This is a genomic window from Teredinibacter waterburyi (genome assembly GCF_001922985.1).
In the GTDB taxonomy this organism is placed as follows: domain Bacteria; phylum Pseudomonadota; class Gammaproteobacteria; order Pseudomonadales; family Cellvibrionaceae; genus Teredinibacter; species Teredinibacter waterburyi.
The window spans coordinates 22,088-42,161 of sequence record NZ_MRUH01000120.1; the positions used below are offsets into that span (position 1 = coordinate 22,088).

Genomic DNA, 20,074 nt, shown 5'->3' on the forward strand with positions numbered 1-20,074 from the left:
ATGGGTAAAATAATCGGAATTGACTTGGGAACCACTAACTCCTGTGTATCGGTGTTGGAGGGTAACAAAGCAAAAGTAATTGAAAACTCCGAGGGTGATCGCACGACCCCTTCGATTGTTGCCTTTACCGACGACAATGAAGTGTTAGTTGGCCAGAGCGCAAAGCGTCAAGCGGTTACCAATCCTGCCAATACGCTCTACGCAGTAAAGCGTTTGATTGGCCGTAAATTCCAAGATGACGTCGTTCAAAAAGATATCAAGATGGTGCCTTACAAAATCGTTGCTGCCGATAATGGTGATGCATGGGTGGAAGTAAAAGGTGACAGCAAGGCGCCACCGCAGATTTCTGCCGAAGTGCTAAAGAAAATGAAGAAGACCGCTGAAGATTATCTTGGTGAAGCGGTAACGGAAGCGGTTATTACCGTACCGGCTTACTTTAATGATTCGCAGCGTCAGGCAACTAAAGATGCTGGCAAGATCGCTGGCTTAGATGTTAAGCGTATTATCAACGAGCCAACGGCTGCGGCTTTGGCCTACGGTATGGATAAGGCTCAAGGCGACCGTACTATCGCGGTATACGATTTGGGTGGTGGTACCTTCGATATTTCTATTATCGAAATCGCTGATGTTGATGGCGAGCATCAGTTTGAAGTGTTGTCTACCAATGGTGACACCTTTTTGGGTGGTGAAGATTTCGATATGCGTTTAATCGAGTATTTTGCCGCTGAATTTAAAAAGACCAGCGGGATCGATTTACACAGTGACCCATTAGCATTGCAACGCTTAAAAGAAGCCGCCGAAAAAGCCAAAATCGAGCTTAGCTCTAGCCAGCAGACTGAAGTGAACCTGCCTTATATTACTGCTGATGCGAGCGGTCCTAAGCACTTGGTGGTGAAGTTGTCGCGCGCAAAACTGGAATCTTTAGTTGAAGATTTGGTGCAGCGTTCAATCGAGCCGTTAAAAGTTGCTTTGAAAGACGCAGATTTATCTGTAGGTCAAATTGATGATGTGATTTTGGTAGGTGGCCAAACGCGTATGCCTATGGTTCAGCAGAAAGTTGCTGAGTTCTTCGGTAAAGAGCCACGCAAAGATGTAAACCCAGATGAAGCCGTTGCCATGGGTGCAGCCATTCAAGGTGCGGTATTGTCCGGTGATGTTAAAGATGTATTGCTACTTGATGTGAGCCCGCTAACCCTCGGTATTGAAACTGCTGGTGGTGTTGCGACGGCTTTGATCGAGAAGAACACGACCATCCCGACTAAAAAATCACAGGTATTTTCGACCGCTGACGACAATCAAACTGCGGTAACTATTCACGTAGTTCAGGGTGAGCGTAAGCAAGCTAGCCAAAACAAATCTTTGGGACGTTTTGACTTGGCTGATATTCCACCCGCGCCGCGCGGCATGCCACAAATTGAAGTGACCTTCGATATTGATGCCAACGGTATTTTGAATGTGTCCGCACAGGATAAAGCTACGGGCAAACAGCAGTCGATTGTTATTAAAGCATCTTCTGGTTTGAGCGATGAAGAAATCGAGAAGATGGTAAAAGATGCAGAGGCTAACGCTGAAGCTGACCGCCAGTTTGAAGAGGTGGTAACTGCACGTAACACTTTGGAAGGTTTAGTTCATGCGACCAAGAAAACGCTTGAAGAGGCTGGTGATAAGGCGACGGCTGAGGAAAAGGCGGCCATTGACGAAGCTATTTCTGAAGCCGAGACGGCTGCTAAAGGCAACGACAAGGAAGCTATGGAAGCGGCTACGAAAAAGCTAACCGACGCTTCTGGGTCATTGGCGCAAAAGCTCTACGCCGAACAGCAGGCTGCTGGCGCTCAAGCCGGTGCAGAATCTGCAGCAGAAAAGCCCGCCGATGACGGTGTGGTAGACGCTGAGTTCGAAGAAGTTAAAGACGAAAACAAGTAGGCGAAATCCGGCGAGCTATGGGCACATTTGTCTCTAGCTCGTTGATAGCAGGCCGCGATGTAGGCGTATTTGACGGGGCGAGCCCCTTGTAGCCTAACAGCCGTACTGCCGCAAACACCGGATTTACGTCCGGTTTTTGTGTGCTTGGAGGTTGAGAAAAGAGCGCGGAAAACTAGGGTGGCGAGTGTTGGCTAAGCCCAATTTGTTGTTAAGGCCAAGACTGGCTCATCGCCTACCATATTAACCAGACGTAAAAATACAGAACCAATCCTATGTCCAAACGCGATTATTACGAAATTCTAGGTGTCTCCAAAGATGTTTCCGGCCCTGAGCTAAAGAAAGCTTATCGCAAGGTGGCCATGAAGCATCACCCAGACCGTAACGAAGGCAACAAAGAATCTGAAGAAAAGTTTAAGGAGGCCAGCGAGGCCTACGAAGTACTTTCCGATGCGCAAAAGCGTAATGCCTACGATCAATACGGGCACGCCGGTGTAGAAGGTGCCGGTGGTATGGGTGGCGGCGGCCAAGGGTTTGGTAATTTCTCCGATATTTTTGGTGACGTGTTCGGCGATATTTTTGGTGGTGCTGGGGGCGGCGGTGGTCGTCGTGGTGGCCCGGCGCGGGGGTCCGATTTACGCTATACCCTAGACTTAAATCTTGAGGATGCAGTTAAGGGTACGACGGTAAAAATTAAAGTGCCGACATTGGTTAGCTGTAAGCCCTGTAAGGGCAGTGGTGCTAAGCCAGGTAGCAGTCCAACCACATGTAATACCTGTGGTGGCCACGGGCAGGTGCGTATGCAGCAGGGCTTTTTCTCTGTGCAGCAGACATGCCCTACGTGTCGCGGTAAAGGGCAAAGTATTTCTGACCCCTGTACCAGTTGTCGTGGTCAAGGACGCATCGAAGAAACGAAAACACTTTCGGTAAAAGTGCCGCCGGGTGTCGATACTGGCGATCGTATTCGCTTGGCGGGTGAAGGTGAGGCCGGAGCCGATGGAGGCCCAGCTGGAGATTTGTATGTGCAGGTCTCAGTTAAAGATCACGCTATTTTCCAGCGTGACGGTAACAACCTTTATTGCGAGGTGCCGATTAGTATTTTTGATGCCTGTATCGGCGGCGAAATTGAAGTGCCTACCCTCGACGGTAGAGTTAAGTTGAAAGTGCCAGCTGAAACCCAAACCGGTAAATTGTTCCGTTTGCGCGGCAAGGGCGTTGTTCCCGTAAGGGGCGGCAGTAGCGGTGATTTGTTGTGTCGCGTTATATTAGAAACGCCAGTGAACCTTTCTCGCAAGCAAAAAGAATTGCTCGAAGAATTAAAGTCCAGTTTTAAAGGTGACACAAATTCACCGAAGCAGCACAGCTGGTTTGATGGAATGAAAAATTTTTTCGGTGATATGAAAATGTAATAGAGCTGCGCCGCCGCCGGTGTCGTTGTTTTACTTTAACGCTCAACATCCCTTTAGGTCCGATGCGACAATGAAATCCATAGTCAATACATTCTTCAAGGGGATGTTGTTTGTCCTGCCCTTAGTTATCACCTTTGGTTTGATATATTGGGTGTTTAGCTCTGCAGAATCCCTGCTAAAAATTCCGCTGCAATGGTTGCTTCCGTCCGGTTGGTATATTCCTGGAATGGGTTTGTTTTTTTCAGTTGTACTGATTTTTGTTATCGGTGTGCTGGTACAGGCCTATTTAATTCGCCACTTATTTCGCTGGTTAGAAATACTGGTGGGACGCATTCCTCTGGTTAAAACCCTATACGGTAGCGCCAAAGATCTTTTGCATTTTATGGCGGGAGACACCAACCAAGATATGCAAAAAGTCGTGATGGTAACGCTCGATCAGGACGTGCGTATGATCGGCTTTGTTACTCGCGATAAGGTTAGCCTCGGCAGTGTTAACGATCTACAAGCCGTGTACTTGCCTATGAGTTATCAGATGGGTGGCTATTTAATCTACCTGCCTAAAGATCGATGCGAAGAGTTGGATATCCCGGTACAGCAGGCTATGCAGCAGGTATTAACGGCGAATATGACACAGCACAAATCTTAATTTCGGAACCCATTTTCATGACAATCAGAATTGCAGTAACCGGCGCCGGTGGGCGCATGGGAAAGACCTTAATTGAAGCGGTACAGCTTGCCGAGGGCGCACAGCTAGCCGCGGCAATCGAACGCCCCGAAAGTAGCTTGCTGGGCGCTGATGCCGGTGAGCTTGCCGGGGTTGGTCGTATTGGTGTGAGTGTGGTTGGCAGTATTGCCGATGTTGTAAATGATTTTGATGTGCTCATCGACTTTACTGCGCCTGAGGCAACACTAGCAAATGCTCAAGTGTGTGCCAATGCCGGTAAAAGTATGGTGGTAGGCACTACAGGTTTTTCTAGCGAACAGAAAAGCGCGTTTGATGCGGCGGTTAAACCAATCGCTTTGTGTATGGCCTCAAATTTCAGTACCGGTGTAAATCTTTGTTTTAAACTTCTGGATATGGCGGCGCGCGTTCTTGGTGACGAAGTTGATATTGAAGTCTACGAGGCGCACCACCGTCACAAAGTTGATGCGCCTTCGGGCACTGCATTGAGCATGGGTGAGGTTTTGGCCAATGCGTTGGGTCGCGACTTAAACGACGTGGCCGTTTACGGGCGCGAAGGTCAGACCGGTGCTCGCGACCGCAACACCATTGGTTTTGCCACCGTGCGTGGTGGCGATGTTGTGGGTGATCACACGGTTTCCTTTCTCGCCGATGGCGAGCGCGTTGAAATTACCCACAAAGCGTCGAGTCGTATGTCGTTCGCGCGAGGCGCTGTGCGCGCCGCGATTTGGGTTGCCGCTCAGGCCGCGGGTCGTTATGACATGCAAGATGTACTAGATCTGCGCTAATGACAAATTCAACAGCGTCCACCGCAGCGGAGCGAAAAGGCCTCTGGGGGATGAGTCGCCCCTTACTTGTCGAGCAGAGTCTTCAGCTTAGCGTGCCCCTGCTCGATACATTCTTTCTCAGTCGTGTCAGTGATTCCGCCGCTTCGGCTGCGGGATCAATGGCGCCTGTGATTTTTTTCTGCGTGAACATACTCTTTGTCACCGTCTTTTCCGGCTCGAGTATCGCTAGCCAGCGTCTAGGTGCGGGCAGCGATGAAAAAGCTGCGGCGACAATTGCCACCTATGCCCTCTGGATATTCCTGTTGGGCGGATTGTTAACCGCCGTCGTCTATTTTGCATCTCCATTCGTGACCCTGTTTATGGGTCTGCCGACTGAAGTGCGTTTGGATGCCGACATCTACATGAGTATCGTTTGTTGGCTGATGTTTATCTGGGCTGGCAAGCTGGTGTTTCAAAGTATTCTGAACGTTTACGGTCAGCCACAGTGGAATATGTATGCCAATACGGTGTTTTTTCTGGCTAATCTGCTGGGCAATAGCGTTGTAGTGTTTGGTTTGTTCGGCTTCCCGAAGATGGGGATCGAAGGTGTGGCCTGGGCCAGTGTGGTCGGCTCAGCTGCTGGTGTAGTTGTCAGCGGATTGGCGGTGTTTCTGCGGATAAAGTTGAAGATCAGCTGGCAGCGACTGCGCCAGGAGTTTCGCCCTGCGAGCGGTCATATCGGTCGGATTGCGCTGCCGAGCATGATCGAACCCTTGTCGTTCGACCTCAATATGATCGTATTAAATAGCTTCGCCGCGAGCTTGGGTGCGGCGGCCTTGGCAGCGAAGGTTTACACCTTCAACACTTTTTTAATGGGGCTGATTGTCAGCCTTGCCTTAACCATGGCGACCGAAGTGTTGATCTGTCAGAAAGTGGGTGCCGGCAAATATCACGAGGCCATGGCGCAGATGCGGCAAAGCTTAAGGGCTGCGCTTTGGGGCGCCGGGGCCGTGGCATTCGTTCTTCTGCTTTTACATCGACCGGTTATGGGGCTTTATACTGACGATGAGTGGTTGTTAGGCGGCGCCTTTTGGTTTTTCCTGCTGGCCGCTATTTCGGAGCCGCCGCGAACCTTGAATATCATGGTTGGCGGCGTGTTACGCGCTACCGGCGACGGCTTCCTGATCTCGATGATAGGGCCGTTATTTACCTGGACGGTGGCGCTTCCTGCAGCTTATCTTATGGTGTTTGTGTTGGAGTGGGGGGTTTACGGCATACTGTTGTCGGCGATTCTCGATGAAAGCTGTCGCGCCATCATGTACTGGCGTCGATGGAAGTTAAACCGTTGGCAGCACACCCATGTTCATGCCCGCGAGCAGAAAGCGATGGCCGCAAAGGCTTAAGGCCTCAATTTCAGGCAGCTTCTCGTGGACAGCAATAGGCGGTTTGCAGTAGAATCCGCCCTCAAATCAGGCACGAGCTGCCAGCCCTAAATACTAGGGTTCATGATTTCTCAAGAGCGAGGTTTTGGCGCATAGTCGTAACCTCGCTTTTTTGCAATAAGCCGTTCGAATACTTCTATATGAATCAGGGTGTTAAGCCCAGATGAACATGCTCCAGCGATGCTGATGAGTATGCTCTTTCGTGCGGCCTGAAGCAGGTAAAAGTGTATATTTAGCAATTAATCAGGCAACTGATTACAGGTGGAGGACGTCCTTTTGGCGGTAGCGCAATTAACAGATGATCAGGTGATGCAGCAGTTAACCGGTAAGGCGAGCCGCCCTGCAATTCTGGTTTTAGAAGATGGCAGTGTATTTAAGGGCGTTTCAATCGGCGCCGAGGGCAAGTCGGTCGGTGAGGTCGTTTTTAATACCGCGATTACCGGCTACCAAGAAATTTTGACTGACCCCTCTTATGCTCGCCAAATTATTACTCTCACATACCCCCATATCGGCAACACCGGTACCAATGACGAAGACGAAGAATGCAGCACTATTTGGTCTGCGGGCTTGGTGATTCGTGACCTTCCGCTTCTGAGTAGCAATTTCCGCAACCAGCAAACGCTGGACGATTATCTTAAAGCCAAAAACATCCTCGGCATTGCCGATATTGATACCCGCCGCTTGACCCGAATACTGCGAGATAAAGGTGCGCAGAATGGCTGCATCATGGCCGGTGACGTGGATGAGGCTGAAGCCTTAGCCGCGGCTAAGGGTTTCTCCGGGTTGCAAGGTTTGGATTTGGCAAAAGAAGTGAGCACCGCCAGCACCTATACTTGGGATGCCGGCAGCTGGACCTTGGGCGAGGGCTTCGGCTCACTGCCAGAGGGTAAGCGCTTTAAAGTTGTGGCTTACGACTTTGGCGCCAAGCGCAATATTCTGCGGATGTTAGTCGATCGTGGCTGTGAGCTAACCGTTGTGCCAGCCGAGACGCCAGCCGAAACGGTTTTGGCGATGAATCCTGACGGAATCTTTCTATCCAACGGCCCTGGTGATCCAGAGCCTTGCGATTATGCGATTGCGGCTATTAAAACCTTCTTAGATAAAAATATTCCAATCTTCGGAATCTGCTTAGGTCATCAGCTATTGGCCTTGGCGAGTGGTGCTAAGACCGTGAAAATGAAATTCGGTCACCACGGCGGCAATCATCCGGTACAGGATTTGAAAACCGGTAAAGTAATGATCACCAGTCAGAACCACGGTTTCGCGGCCGATGAAGCGACTCTGCCAGATTGTTTGGTTGCCACGCACAAGTCGCTGTTTGATGGATCACTGCAAGGGATTCACCGCACCGACAAGCCGGCGTTTAGTTTTCAGGGGCATCCAGAGGCAAGTCCTGGACCGCACGATGCCGCCGAGTTATTTGATCACTTTATTGAACTGATGAACGCTCGATAGCGTGAGCGTTTAAGATTTAGTTGAGAATTTAGGTTTAAAACGAAAGCACCGCATATATGGTGGTGCAATATCGGGAATAGAAAGCGTAATGCCAAAACGTACAGATTTAAAAAGCATCTTAATCATCGGCGCTGGCCCAATCGTAATTGGACAGGCCTGTGAGTTCGACTACTCTGGTGCTCAGGCTTGTAAAGCCCTGCGCGAAGAGGGCTACCGAGTTATTTTGGTTAACTCGAACCCCGCCACCATCATGACCGATCCGTCTATGGCCGATGCCACCTACATCGAGCCTATCAACTGGGAAACGGTTGCGCTCATCATTGAAAAAGAACGCCCAGATGCAGTATTGCCAACCATGGGTGGGCAGACCGCATTGAACTGTGCGTTAGATTTGCACAAGCACGGCGTGCTCGAGAAGTACGGTGTCGAGCTTATTGGTGCAACTCAAGATGCCATCGATAAAGCTGAAGACCGCAATCGCTTTGACCAAGCGATGAAAAAAATCGGCCTGGAATGTGCTCGCGCGAAAATCGTTCACTCTTTGGAAGAGGCTAACGAAGTTCCTAAAGAGTTCGGCTTCCCCTGTATTATTCGTCCGAGCTTTACCATGGGAGGCTCCGGCGGTGGTATCGCCTACAACTGGGAAGAGTTTGAGGAAATTTGTACCCGTGGACTCGACCTTTCTCCAACTAACGAGCTGTTAATTGACGAGTCGTTATTGGGTTGGAAAGAGTACGAAATGGAAGTTGTGCGTGATAAAAACGACAACTGCATTATTATTTGTTCGATCGAAAACTTTGACCCGATGGGTGTGCATACCGGCGACTCGATTACCGTAGCACCAGCGCAAACACTTACCGATAAAGAATATCAAATCATGCGTAATGCCTCGATTGCGGTATTGCGTGAGATCGGCGTTGAAACCGGTGGTTCGAACGTACAGTTCGCGGTCAACCCAGAAGATGGCCGCCTTGTAGTGATTGAAATGAATCCGCGGGTGTCGCGTTCATCGGCACTCGCGTCAAAAGCGACCGGCTTCCCAATTGCAAAAGTTGCCGCGAAACTAGCCATTGGTTACACCCTAGACGAATTGCAAAATGATATTACCGGCGGCGCAACACCCGCGTCATTTGAACCGTCTATCGATTACGTTGTTACTAAAATCCCACGCTTTACCTTTGAGAAATTCGGTGAAGCCGATGCGCGTTTAACTACGCAAATGAAGTCGGTTGGCGAAGTGATGGCGATCGGTCGTACCTTCCAAGAATCACTGCAAAAAGCATTGCGCGGGTTAGAGGTGGACTCTGCTGGCTTCGAGCCAAAAGTCGATTTGGAATCTGAAGATGCTATGGCATCGATTCGTCGCGACTTGTCGACACCGGGTGCAGAGCGCATTTGGTATGTTGGTGATGCATTCCGTGCGGGTATGACTGTCCAAGAAGTGTTCGATCAATCGAAAATCGACCCTTGGTTCCTCGCCCAAATTAAAGACCTTATCGATACCGAATTTGCCTTGGCGACACTGCCACTGTCGAATATCGATAAAAATATTATGTTCCGTTTAAAGCGCAAAGGCTTTTCTGATAAGCGACTTTCTACCTTGTTGGCCGTTAGCGAAAAGTCTGTGCGCGATCACCGTCATAAGCTGGGCATTCATCCTTCCTACAAGCGTGTAGATACCTGTGCGGCAGAATTTTCTACCGACACCGCCTACATGTATTCCACCTACGAAGAAGAGTGTGAAGCCAACCCGAGCAGCCGCGATAAAATCATGGTTATCGGTGGCGGCCCCAACCGTATTGGGCAGGGTATCGAATTTGACTACTGCTGTGTACACGCTGCTTTAGCTGCGCGTGAAGATGGTTACGAAACCATTATGGTGAACTGTAACCCGGAAACAGTTTCGACGGATTACGACACCTCTGACCGCCTGTATTTCGAGCCAGTTACCTTAGAAGACGTGCTGGAAATTGTTCATAAAGAAAAGCCGAAGGGTGTGATTGTACAGTTCGGTGGCCAGACGCCGCTTAAACTTGCCAACGCATTAGCCGCAGAAGGTGTACCGATTATTGGTACTAGCCCAGAAGCCATTGACCGCGCAGAAGATCGCGAGCGTTTTCAGCAAATGATTCAGCGTTTGGGTTTGTTGCAACCGCCCAATGCGATTTGTCGCTCCACCGAAGAAGCCCTGCGTGTTGCCGGCGCCGTTGGCTATCCGTTAGTTGTCCGTCCATCCTATGTGTTGGGTGGCCGCGCGATGGATATCGTCTACAACGAAAAAGAATTGTCGACCTATATGCGCGAAGCGGTGCAGGCATCAGACGACGCACCTGTGTTGCTCGACCACTTTTTGAATAACGCGATTGAAGTTGATATCGACGCGGTTTCCGATGGCACTGATGTTGTTATTGGTGCAATTATGGAGCACATTGAGCAGTGTGGTGTTCACTCTGGTGATTCAGCCTGTTCATTGCCTCCCTATTCTCTAGCCGAAGATGTGCAAGATGAAATGCGCGAGCAGGTTCGCAAGATGGCGCGCGAGCTGGGTGTGGTAGGCTTGATGAATGTGCAGTTGGCCTATCAAGACGGCGAAATCTATGTGATCGAAGTGAATCCACGTGGTTCTCGCACGGTGCCGTTTGTTTCCAAATGTATCGGTCGTTCTCTAGCCAAGGTTGCAGCGCTTTGCCAAGCGGGTAAAACTCTCGCAGAGCAAGGCTTTACAGAAGAAATTATTCCCGATTACTACAGTGTAAAAGAAGCGGTATTCCCTTTTAATAAGTTCCCTGCGGTGGATCCGATTCTCGGTCCAGAAATGAAATCTACCGGTGAGGTTATGGGCGTTGGCGATACCTTTGCCGAGGCCTATGCAAAAGCTCAAGCCGGTAGCGGTTCGGCGTTACCAGTCGGTGGCAAGGCGTTTATTTCGGTACGTGATTTCGATAAAGACGGCATCGTTGTCGTCGCGAAAGAATTGTCTAGTATGGGCTTCGAGTTGGTGGCGACCATGGGAACAGCGCAAAAACTTAAGGATTCCGGCTTAACTGTTACTTTAGTTAATAAAGTAAACGAGGGGCGTCCACATATTGTCGACATGATTAAGAACCGCGAAATTGCCTTAGTGATAAACACCACAGAAGGTAAGAAGGCAATTAAGGACTCGGCATCAATTCGCCGCAGCGCTGAAAACAATCATGTTTACTACACCACAACGCTGGCCGCAGCCACGGCTCTTTGTATGGCTATGCGCTTTGGTAAACAACAACAGGTACGTCGCTTGCAAGACTTGCACGAACGTATTGCCGCAAAATAACGACGGATACTATCATGCAAAAATATCCAATGACGCTTGCAGGTGAGAAGACGCTGCGAGAAGAGCTAGATAAGTTAAAAAAAGAAGATCGTCCAAAGATTAGTAAAGCCATTGCCGAAGCGCGTGAACACGGCGACTTGAAAGAGAATGCCGAATATCACGCGGCTCGCGAACAGCAGGGCTTTTGCGAAGCCCGCATTCAAGATATTGAAGGTAAACTTTCTAATTGCCAGGTGATTGATGTTAAGTCGATACCCGAGACGGGCAAGGTGATTTTCGGTGTTACGGTTAAAATTATTAATGTCGATACCGATCAAGAAATTACTTATCAGATCGTCGGCCAAGATGAAGCTAATGTCCGGTTGAACAAAATTTCGGTTAGTTCGCCAATTGCTCGCGCGCTTATCGGTAAAGAGGTTGGCGACGTTGTGGTCGTGAACGCGCCAAGTGGCGATGTTGAATATGAGATTGATGAAGTAAAACATATTTAGTTTTGTTATATGTTTCTTGATTAAAGGGCCGATTTGGCCCTTTTTTTTATGCTGTTATTTGAGCGTGGATGTCACTCCTTGTGATTCCCTTCTATGGCGTATAAATTAGTCTACTTTCAGGTAGTGTCGAAACTCACATTTAGCTTTCCCTCAGCAGAGATGATCAATGTCCAATGCGGAAATAGAACATCGAGAACTAACCCTGATGTTTACGGATATCGTTGGTTACTCGCGTCTGATGGGGAGAGATCAGCCGCGAACTATTGCCATGCTCGGCGATTATCGACGAATCCTTACCGAGGAAATTGAGCGCCAACAGGGCACCATTGTTGAGTTTATCGGCGATGCAGTATTTGCGCGTTTCGACAATCCCGCTTCTGCGGTTACTTCAGCCGTCAATATTCAGAAGGCATTATTCGCGTTTAATCATTTTCGTGATAAACAATTGCCCCGCTTGCAAACTCGTATTGGTTTACATTGTGGCAGTGTTGCTGTGCGCGGTTCCGCGCTGTTTGGCGATAACGTCAACATTGCCGCACGATTAGAGCCAATTGCAGTAGCCGACGCTATTTGTGTTTCAGAGCAGGTCTATAAGCTTGTAGCGCACGAGTTGTTGGAGCCCTGCCTGGCTCTGGGTGTGCAACCATTAAAAAACATTGATACAAAAGTTAGCGCCTATTTGATTCGTCCGCTTGGCATAACTCTTCCTATCCGCGGTTACTATTTAAATCGCAAATTACAGCAAAAGCTGGGGGCCTACCGATACGCCATCGCGGTGACGTTGCTGGTTTTGGTCGTTGCGGCGATTTACCTAGTGCCACGCTGGTTGGTGCCCGGTTACGACGCTAATTATTTGGAGGTGGCCAACTTTCAAAACCTTATGAGCGAACAGCAAGGTGATGATTATTTAAGTGCAGGGATTACCGCGGCCGTGCGCTCGCAGCTGGCTGACGTGAATGATGTTTACGTCCTGAATGCGGACGAAGGAATCGAGGCACCGGTAATATTGCAGGGCAGTGTTCAACGTGTTGGTAAGAACTTACGCATTGCCTATCGTTTAATTCGTCGCGACGGCATGGTGCAAATAGTGGGAGGCAAGCTCGATGGAGCCTTTGGCGATATCTTTATTTTACAAGACAGGCTAGTCGCTGAAATTGCAGGTCACCTTGCGGATGAATTTCGGTTGCCAAACTTTCGTCCGGCAAAAATCGAGATCACTTCCGATGTGATGGCGTACGACTACTATATGCGAGGCTTGGGCTTCCTCAACAGCCCAACGTCACACGTAAACTCCGATGAGGCTATTAAGTTTTTTACAACCGCATTAGTGCATGATTCTGCATTTGCTGAAGCTGAAGCGGGTTTGTGTCAGGCGTATTGGAAAAAGTATTTAAAAAGCAATGAGCCGAATTGGATCGAACGCGCAGAACACCATTGTTTACGCGCATTGGAAATTGACAGCTTGCTACCTAAAGCTATTGAATCGATGGGGATTATTTACTCAGAGCAGGGGCGTTATCAGGAGGCGGAGCAACTACTCGAAGGTGTGGTGGCGAAAAATCCCGATAACATGCAGGCAATCACTGCACTTGCCAGTATTTACGCAACTAACGATAAATTTGCTAGAGCCGAAACCTTATTAACCGGCGCGATTAAACGACAGCCGAAAAACTGGGAGGGCTATCATATGCTTGGCTGGCTTTATTTGCGCAGTGGCCACCTTAAGCAAGCTGTTACCACCTACCAAAAAGTGCTGGATATTACTCCCCAAAACAGTACGGCTTTTAATAATTTGGGGGCGGCGTATTTCTATTTGGGCGAGTTTGGTAAAGCGGCCGGCGCTTACGATGAGGCAACACGAATCTCGCCGAATGCTTGGGGCTATTCAAACACTGGGTACATGCACTATTACGCTGGTGATTACGGTAAAGCCATTATGGAGTTTCGTCTGGCGATAAGGCTTTCTCCGGACGATTTTGAATACCATATGAATTTGGCAGATGCTTTGCGACAACTGGGCGAACACCGCAAACCCGCCGCACGTTGGGCGATAGTCGAAGCCGAGCAGGAGTATAAAACGGCAATTCAGTTAGCTCTAGCTGGTTACCATCTCAACCCTAAAAACCCAGATGTAAATATATCACTAGCAATTTGTTATCTTTTTACCGGCGACGATGTTAATGCGAAGTATCATCTCGACCAAGCTTTGGCGCTGCGCCCCAACGATAGTGACTTTCTTCATACTAAATTGCGTTATCAATCCCGTATGCAGGTTGTCGACGGCAGTATTGATACTGTTGAATATATGTTGAAGCAGGGGTATTCGAAGCAGCTGATTAGCACAGACCCAGATTTAAGTTTCCTCCACTCATTGTCTGAATTTAAGTATCTGCTGGCGCAGTATTAACGCGAAGTAATCGTTTATTGCTGTTTTTATTGGTTGATGTAGACATTGTTTTGCTAGAGGATAGACCCTCCAAGCTGTAACCCCCTAAATTATTACAGGAGTTTTATTATGAAGTGGTTGAAACTGATATTTACAGTAGTCCTCTCGGCAACAATTCTTAGTGGCTGTCAAAACTATTGTAAGTGTAGCCCTGATGAGCCTGCTTTGGCGCTAATTACCAAAGCGGAAAATGGTACTCCTCAAGTAACGCCAAAAGAAATTATCGCCTACCCAGGTCAGGAACTCCTATTTTTCTCGAAGGAAGATTTCACTCTCACCTTCTATGAACGCGATCCTGAAAAAGCGGATTCAGTGGGGAACCCAAGCTTCCCAAGTAGTGATGGTGAATTGATCTTGGTGGTTGACGAAGATTATATTATTTCCGATCCTGGTGAAACTGAGCGTGCTTTGAAAGAGTTGTATGCCGCTAAAAAGATCGTCGTTCCCGCTGATAAAAAGAGCACTGAGACTAAAAAGTACGTGACCATCCAGTACTCGATTGTAATCGACGGTAAAGAGCTGGATCCGAAGGTTAAAATTATTAAGAAGTAATCATCTGTTAGCCGTTTGTAGTTTTTGCGGTGACGAGAGCTGATTATAAATTTCGCTGAGAGTAGGCGGGCTAAACGGCGACTAGATCAATAGGTTTAGTCGCCTTTTTATTGTGCAGATTTTAACTTGAGGGTGTCGTTGTAGCGCCGAATGATTGTTCGGTAGTTGCGTAGCTACGGGGATGGGGGCTGATCTGGGGGGCTGTAAATACGTGTTTGCAGTGAAACTACTAGGGGTCGTTGGCTTCCTTGCCAGGCTTCAGTCCGTTTATGGTTTTATCCACCTTATATCTTCTTTTCGGCCCTGCTAACAGAGGGTAAAGGCAGTGAGTGAGTTCCTTTGCGCTAGCCACAACCCATCGGAGACGTGATTTCGGGGCTAGTCTGCCTATTACATCCCTGTATAGTGGTATAGTCCTTGTACCGATATCCTTCAGAAACATCCTGTTTCCGTGGCGTCCTTGCCTGATAAGTCTTCTGTCCTGAAGTGCTCTGCTGAGGACACTATAGGCTTTGAGTAAATGTGAGTCTGTGCGCCAGTAACATTGAATATGTGAGATATTCACATCCGTAGCGCTAAAGGGTATGTTTAGAGTTTCATCGCTCCTTTCTGAATACAGGGTTCAAAATGCTAAAAGACGTCGCTTTGTTTGCCGATGTGCCAAGTAACTACATTGCCGAGCTTGAAAGGCTCAGTGTCACGCGTAAGTACCCCAAAAATACTATTTTGGTATCAGAGGGGGATGACACCAGTCATCTTTTTATCATCGTAACCGGTAAGGTCAGTGTATTCCTGAGCGATGAGGAAGGTCGCCAGGTGATTTTAAATTACATGGGCCCTGGCGAATATTTTGGCGAGCTGTCGTTATTGGATAACAAGCCGCGCTCGGCGTCGGTACAAACGCTTACCCCCTGTGAAATCATTTCTGTCTCTAGAGCGCAGTTTCAACAGTTGCTGCGTGAGGACCCTGATTTCGCGCTGGTGATGATTGCCGAGTTAACTCGCAAGGTGCGCAGCCTAACCGATAGCGTGCGCGATCTGGCCCTTCTGGACGTTTACGGGCGGGTCAGTGCGGTATTGGAGAAGCTTAGTGATGAGAATAATCGCATCCATCAGCCCAAGCTTACCCACCAAGATATAGGCAATATGGTGGGTTCATCGCGAGAAATGGTGAGCCGAATTATGCGTCAGCTGGTGATTGGTCAGTATATTGAGCAGCAGCCCGGTTATATTCAGATTAACAAGCCACTGCCAAAAGCTTGGTAGTGGTACTTTGTAATAGTAGTGGTACTTTGCAATAAAAGTCTAAGCGCTGCTAAGCCAGCACTTAGATGCCTATCTTTACAGTATTATGTCGCTAATCATTTATAGGTCATTTAACAGGCTACAGCCAGTCGGTAAGCAGTAGGCCAATGCCGATGCGTTGCTGTTGATGGTCGTAGTCAATCAGGCTTTCGCCGTAGCCATTAAAATATTGGACAAACCCTTTAAGATGGCCCGACAGCGGAAAGCTCACGCCGATTTCAAAGGCACCTTTGTTATTGCTGGACTGCAAGTTGTTGCGTAGTAAAAGGGTAACTTGAGTATCGCCAAATACCGCGGCACTTTTTAAATCGAAGTACCCCAAATAATCGTGGATGTCAGGATTGTCGTCACCTTCTGGGTCGAACGGCGTCTCTTTGGCCTTTTCGGGGATTCGATACCAAGGCCGTAATTCAAATGCAAAATTGGCTTTTTCATACAGGAAGCTGGCGTAGACTCTATTCCAGCTGCGCGATAGCGCCTGTGAACGGCCGTTAGATTGGTGTGAAAGCCCAATCCGGAAACCGCTATTTCCGTTAAAGGGTTTCCAGTTGGTGGGCGCCATATAGAAAAATTCTGGTTCGTAGTTACTTTCACGAAAGGGCGCGGAGAATTCCGTGCCGTAGACTTGCCACCATGAGGCGATGGTTAGGCCGAAATAAAAGCCGTCGTAGCTGCGAAATATATTGTGCTTGGTAAGCGGTATTTTGAGGCTGATTTGAAACTTTGCCTCGTCGTTACGCATCTTGCCTGCCCATTCATTTATACCCGAATAGACGTCTTTGTTGGGGTTGTCGCTATAGCTGTAGAACAGCAGGTAATTTTGATTGTGCGCCGTTATTGTGTGGCGTCCCCATTGATATTTCCGCTCCTCTAGAATTCGCGTGGTAATGGGACCTTGGCGCTGTGCGCGAGCGACATCTTCGGCAAGTTTGTGCTGACATTGTGCTTGTAGCTGACTTACAGGGGTGTCTGCCGGTGCACTAACAATCGCGTCAAACAGGCAGCGGTTATACAGGCTACTTGGGTCGGCTGGGTCGATTGGGGTGAGCGAGAGAGGTTCAGCGAACGCTGCAGGTGCCGAGAGCAGGAGAGTTAAGGCCATTAACGCCAGAGATAGGGGGTAAAACCACGCTTGAAAACTAGGGCGGCGCTGGAGCTGAATCGCGTAACGGCGTCGCATGCTTTCGCAACAAAATTCAAACATAGATTCAATGAGTGCAAGTACGGAGGAGTATAGGGTCACGGCGGTCGCAAGTCGTTAGGAGGCTGGTGTGGCCAAATTAATCGAAAATAGATAGCTGCACAAGTATTGTCGTTACTTGCGACGGTTATTGGTGCGTCGTTAGCACTACGAGTTTAAATCAGTCTGTCAGCGTTGATAGCGTTTGCATCGAGAGCGTTAATGCGGCTAGAGCCATAATTTCCCTAATTCCCCTAATTCCCCTAATTCCCCTAATTATTTGATCTTCCTCGACTGTTCGCCAAATAAAGTCATTAGCTTCATGTTCCGGTGGTTAAGTCGGCCTAAAATGGATTTGCGAAGCAGCTTTTGGATTTGCTGGTTTGTACAGCAGTAGTTATCCGAATCTATTAACTCTTGAGGTATTCACATGCGCGACCGCCACTATTTAGCTCCACTTTTTAACCCAAGTAGTGTCGCTATCTTTGGGGCTAGTGAAAAGCCTCAGGCGGTTGCAACATTGGTGCTGAACAACATAATAAATGCGGGTTTTGCTGGCCGTGTTTATCCTATCAACCCGAAGTACACGCAGATTGCGTCGTTACCCTGTTACCCATCGTTGGCGGAGGTTCCCTCAGCGGTACAGCTTGCGGTTATCGCCACTCCGGCGAAATCTGTCCCTGCAATTTTGGAGCAGTGCGGCATGCAGGGAGTGGAGGCTGCGATTATTCTTTCGGCTGGCTTTCGTGAGGCCGGTGCCGAAGGCGCAAGGCTTGAGCAGCAGGCAATCGATGTAGCGCGACGCTATGGCATTCGCTTTATCGGCCCCAATTGTCTCGGGCTAATTCGTCCAGATGCGGGTTTTAATGCGACATTTGCAAGCGGTGATGTCGCGCCGGGCAATTTAGCGCTTATCTCTCAATCTGGGGCACTTTGTACGGCGATCCTCGATTGGGCCGAAAGCCAGGATATTGGTTTTTCCGCAGTTGTTTCTCTAGGGATTTCCGTTGATATCGACTTCGGTGAAATCCTCGACTATTTAATTACCGACCCCAAAACCCACAGTATTTTGATGTACATAGAAGGTGTTCGTGACGCGCGCGCGTTTATGAGCGGCTTGCGCGCGGCTGCGCGGGTTAAACCGGTAGTCGTGGTGAAGGCGGGACGCCACGAAGCGAGTGTTAAGGCGACGGTTTCGCATACCGGTGCAATGGTTGGTGCCGACGACGTATTCGATGCGGCACTGCGCCGCGCAGGGGTTGTACGAGGCATGCATGTGGGGGACTTGTTTTCCGCGGCGACGGTACTCTCCCACGGGCTGCGGGCTAAAGGTGAACGTTTAGCCATAGTCACCAACGGTGGTGGCCCAGCTGCCATGGCCTGTGACAAGGCGAGCGACTTAGATATCCCATTAGCGGAATTAAGTGAGTCAACACTGGCGGAGCTTAATAACCAGTTACCGAGCATGTGGTCCCACGGCAATCCGATCGATATTCTTGGTGATGCTACCGCAGACACCTACGAAAAAGTCACGCAGACCATTTTAGGTGATGCCAATATCGACGGCGTGGTGTTGTTGCTAACGCCGCAAGCTATGACTGATCCTCTGGCGGTAGCCGAGCGTGTCGTCGCACTAAATAGCACGGCGACCAAACCTATCGTAACTTGCTGGATGGGCGAAAAGCAGGTGAAGAGCGCGCGTAAATTATTTACTGATCATGGCATTCCCACCTATCGCTTACCTGAAAATGCAGTCCAAGGTTTCGGCTTTCTCACTAATTTTTATCGCAACCAAAAATTGCTGTTACAAATTCCCGGCCCACTTTCCGAGGCGCAAGCGCCGGATACGGAAGGAGCACAACTTATAATCGATAGCGTGCTGGCGGAAAAGCGCAGCGTGTTAACCGAGATAGAGTCGAAGGCAATACTGGCGGCTTTCCACATTCCCATTGCGTCTGCAGTTGTTGCAAACAGTATTACCGATGCCATTGTGGTTGCCGAAAATATAGGCTTCCCGGTAGCGATGAAAATCTATTCGAAAACTATCACTCATAAATCGGATATTGGCGGCGTGCGTTTAAACATTACCAACGCTGCCGCAGTGCAAACGGCCTTCCGCGAGCTGTTAGAATCCGTTGCTGAAAACTCTCCGGACGCTCATGTCGACGGTGTGGTAATAGAGCCCATGATTAAGTGCGCGAATGGACGTGAACTGTTAGTCGGTATAACCCGCGACCCCGTCTTTGGCCCTGTTATTACCTTTGGTACTGGTGGTACGGCCGTCGAGCTAATCGCTGACCGTTCAGTTAGTTTGCCGCCGCTAAATCGTTTGTTGGCAGCCGACATGATTTCTCGTACCCGCGTTGCAAAAATGCTAGATGCGCACCGAGATAAGCCAGCGGCCGCGATTCGCGATGTTGAAAATGTCTTGTTGCGTATCTCTGAGATAGCCTGCGAGTTACCGTCGGTACTTGAACTAGATATCAACCCACTAATTGCCGATGAGCGAGGGGTTATCGCCGTCGATGCGCGCATTGTGGTTGGCCATTACTACAATAGTCAGCGTAATTATTCGCATACCGCTATTCATCCTTACCCTGCACATCTCTCCGAGGAAGCTATGTTGACCGGAGGAGTGCGCTGTAAAATTCGACCCATTCGTCCCGAGGATGCAGAGCTTGAGCGGACCTTTGTCGAAGGCTTGTCGGACACCTCAAAACACTATCGGTTTATGAACACCTTCCGTCAGATCCCCGCGGATATGCTAGCGAAGTTTACTCAGATCGATTACGACCGCGAGATGGCCTTTATTGCCGTTGTTACAGAGCGCGGTATTGAAAAAGAGATTGGAGTCAGTCGCTATGTGATTAATGCCGACGCGGATAGCTGTGAGTTTGCCATAGTGGTGACAGATGCATGGCACGGAAAAGGAGTCGCGCACCGATTAATGGAGGCGATTATAGGTTGTGCTCGTACGCGTGGGTTGCGCTATATGATGGGTGATGTGCTCGCGGATAACTTACAAATGATACAGCTTGCGAAAAAACTGGGTTTTATTGCTAAACAAAGTCGAGATGATTCAACCACGCTAACTTTGCGTAAAAAGCTGTAG

Annotated in this window: 13 protein-coding genes; 12 read left to right on the forward strand and 1 reads right to left on the reverse strand. The window is 49.1% G+C overall.

What is annotated here, in order from left to right; genetic code table 11:
- From dnaK to IDZ20_RS08100, 11 genes are all read left to right on the forward strand, one after another.
- Positions 1–1,923: a molecular chaperone DnaK gene (gene dnaK / locus IDZ20_RS08050; RefSeq protein WP_188150914.1), complete on the forward strand. Its 1,923-nt coding sequence runs from the start codon at positions 1–3 to the stop codon at positions 1,921–1,923.
- Between the two features lie 272 nt (positions 1,924–2,195).
- On the forward strand, positions 2,196–3,329 hold the full coding sequence (gene dnaJ / locus IDZ20_RS08055; protein ID WP_188150915.1) for a molecular chaperone DnaJ: 1,134 nt from the start codon (positions 2,196–2,198) through the stop codon (positions 3,327–3,329).
- 70 nt (positions 3,330–3,399) lie between these two features.
- On the forward strand, positions 3,400–3,975 hold the full coding sequence (locus IDZ20_RS08060) for a DUF502 domain-containing protein (RefSeq protein ID WP_188150916.1): 576 nt from the start codon (positions 3,400–3,402) through the stop codon (positions 3,973–3,975).
- Positions 3,976–3,992: 17 nt separating this feature from the next.
- Entirely contained in the window at positions 3,993–4,799 is an 807-nt protein-coding gene (gene dapB, locus IDZ20_RS08065; RefSeq protein ID WP_188150917.1) for a 4-hydroxy-tetrahydrodipicolinate reductase, read from the forward strand.
- Positions 4,799–6,181 (forward strand): MATE family efflux transporter, encoded by a 1,383-nt coding sequence (locus IDZ20_RS08070; RefSeq protein ID WP_188150918.1) that lies wholly within the window; start codon positions 4,799–4,801, stop codon positions 6,179–6,181. The genes dapB and IDZ20_RS08070 overlap by 1 nt, the downstream gene beginning before the upstream one ends.
- A 348-nt stretch (positions 6,182–6,529) precedes the next feature.
- Positions 6,530–7,675: a glutamine-hydrolyzing carbamoyl-phosphate synthase small subunit gene (carA, locus tag IDZ20_RS08075; protein WP_188150949.1), complete on the forward strand. Its 1,146-nt coding sequence runs from the start codon at positions 6,530–6,532 to the stop codon at positions 7,673–7,675.
- A gap of 88 nt (positions 7,676–7,763) precedes the next feature.
- On the forward strand, positions 7,764–10,988 hold the full coding sequence (gene carB, locus IDZ20_RS08080; RefSeq protein WP_188150919.1) for a carbamoyl-phosphate synthase large subunit: 3,225 nt from the start codon (positions 7,764–7,766) through the stop codon (positions 10,986–10,988).
- A gap of 14 nt (positions 10,989–11,002) precedes the next feature.
- Entirely contained in the window at positions 11,003–11,479 is a 477-nt protein-coding gene (greA, locus tag IDZ20_RS08085; RefSeq protein ID WP_188150920.1) for a transcription elongation factor GreA, read from the forward strand.
- A gap of 166 nt (positions 11,480–11,645) precedes the next feature.
- Positions 11,646–13,886 carry a tetratricopeptide repeat protein gene (locus tag IDZ20_RS08090; RefSeq protein WP_245792203.1) on the forward strand — a complete coding sequence of 747 codons (2,241 nt, stop codon included), beginning with the start codon at positions 11,646–11,648 and terminating at the stop codon, positions 13,884–13,886.
- 108 nt (positions 13,887–13,994) lie between these two features.
- Entirely contained in the window at positions 13,995–14,477 is a 483-nt protein-coding gene (locus IDZ20_RS08095) for a hypothetical protein (RefSeq protein WP_188150921.1), read from the forward strand.
- Between the two features lie 627 nt (positions 14,478–15,104).
- Positions 15,105–15,743 (forward strand): Crp/Fnr family transcriptional regulator, encoded by a 639-nt coding sequence (locus IDZ20_RS08100; RefSeq protein ID WP_188150922.1) that lies wholly within the window; start codon positions 15,105–15,107, stop codon positions 15,741–15,743.
- Between the two features lie 118 nt (positions 15,744–15,861).
- On the opposite strand, the gene IDZ20_RS08105 is transcribed toward IDZ20_RS08100, so the two are convergent.
- A complete protein-coding gene (locus tag IDZ20_RS08105; RefSeq protein ID WP_245792204.1) occupies positions 15,862–17,025 on the reverse strand; it encodes a phospholipase A in 1,164 nt (387 codons plus the stop codon).
- Between the two features lie 367 nt (positions 17,026–17,392).
- On the opposite strand from IDZ20_RS08105, the gene IDZ20_RS08110 reads away from it, so the two are divergent.
- The gene (locus IDZ20_RS08110) at positions 17,393–20,074 is read left to right on the forward strand and encodes a bifunctional acetate--CoA ligase family protein/GNAT family N-acetyltransferase (protein WP_188150923.1); all 2,682 of its coding nucleotides are present in this window, start codon (positions 17,393–17,395) and stop codon (positions 20,072–20,074) included.

Bases quoted from the DNA above. Each gene is read 5' to 3' on its own strand.
- carB (WP_188150919.1), top strand. From the start codon at position 7,764: ATGCCAAAACGTACAGATTTAAAAAGCATCTTAATCATCGGCGCTGGC.
- IDZ20_RS08110 (WP_188150923.1), top strand. From the start codon at position 17,393: ATGCGCGACCGCCACTATTTAGCTCCACTTTTTAACCCAAGTAGTGTC.
- dnaK (WP_188150914.1), top strand. From the start codon at position 1: ATGGGTAAAATAATCGGAATTGACTTGGGAACCACTAACTCCTGTGTA.
- dapB (WP_188150917.1), top strand. From the start codon at position 3,993: ATGACAATCAGAATTGCAGTAACCGGCGCCGGTGGGCGCATGGGAAAG.
- IDZ20_RS08060 (WP_188150916.1), top strand. From the start codon at position 3,400: ATGAAATCCATAGTCAATACATTCTTCAAGGGGATGTTGTTTGTCCTG.
- IDZ20_RS08095 (WP_188150921.1), top strand. From the start codon at position 13,995: ATGAAGTGGTTGAAACTGATATTTACAGTAGTCCTCTCGGCAACAATT.
- IDZ20_RS08090 (WP_245792203.1), top strand. From the start codon at position 11,646: ATGTCCAATGCGGAAATAGAACATCGAGAACTAACCCTGATGTTTACG.
- dnaJ (WP_188150915.1), top strand. From the start codon at position 2,196: ATGTCCAAACGCGATTATTACGAAATTCTAGGTGTCTCCAAAGATGTT.
- carA (WP_188150949.1), top strand. From the start codon at position 6,530: ATGCAGCAGTTAACCGGTAAGGCGAGCCGCCCTGCAATTCTGGTTTTA.
- IDZ20_RS08100 (WP_188150922.1), top strand. From the start codon at position 15,105: ATGCTAAAAGACGTCGCTTTGTTTGCCGATGTGCCAAGTAACTACATT.
- greA (WP_188150920.1), top strand. From the start codon at position 11,003: ATGCAAAAATATCCAATGACGCTTGCAGGTGAGAAGACGCTGCGAGAA.
- IDZ20_RS08070 (WP_188150918.1), top strand. From the start codon at position 4,799: ATGACAAATTCAACAGCGTCCACCGCAGCGGAGCGAAAAGGCCTCTGG.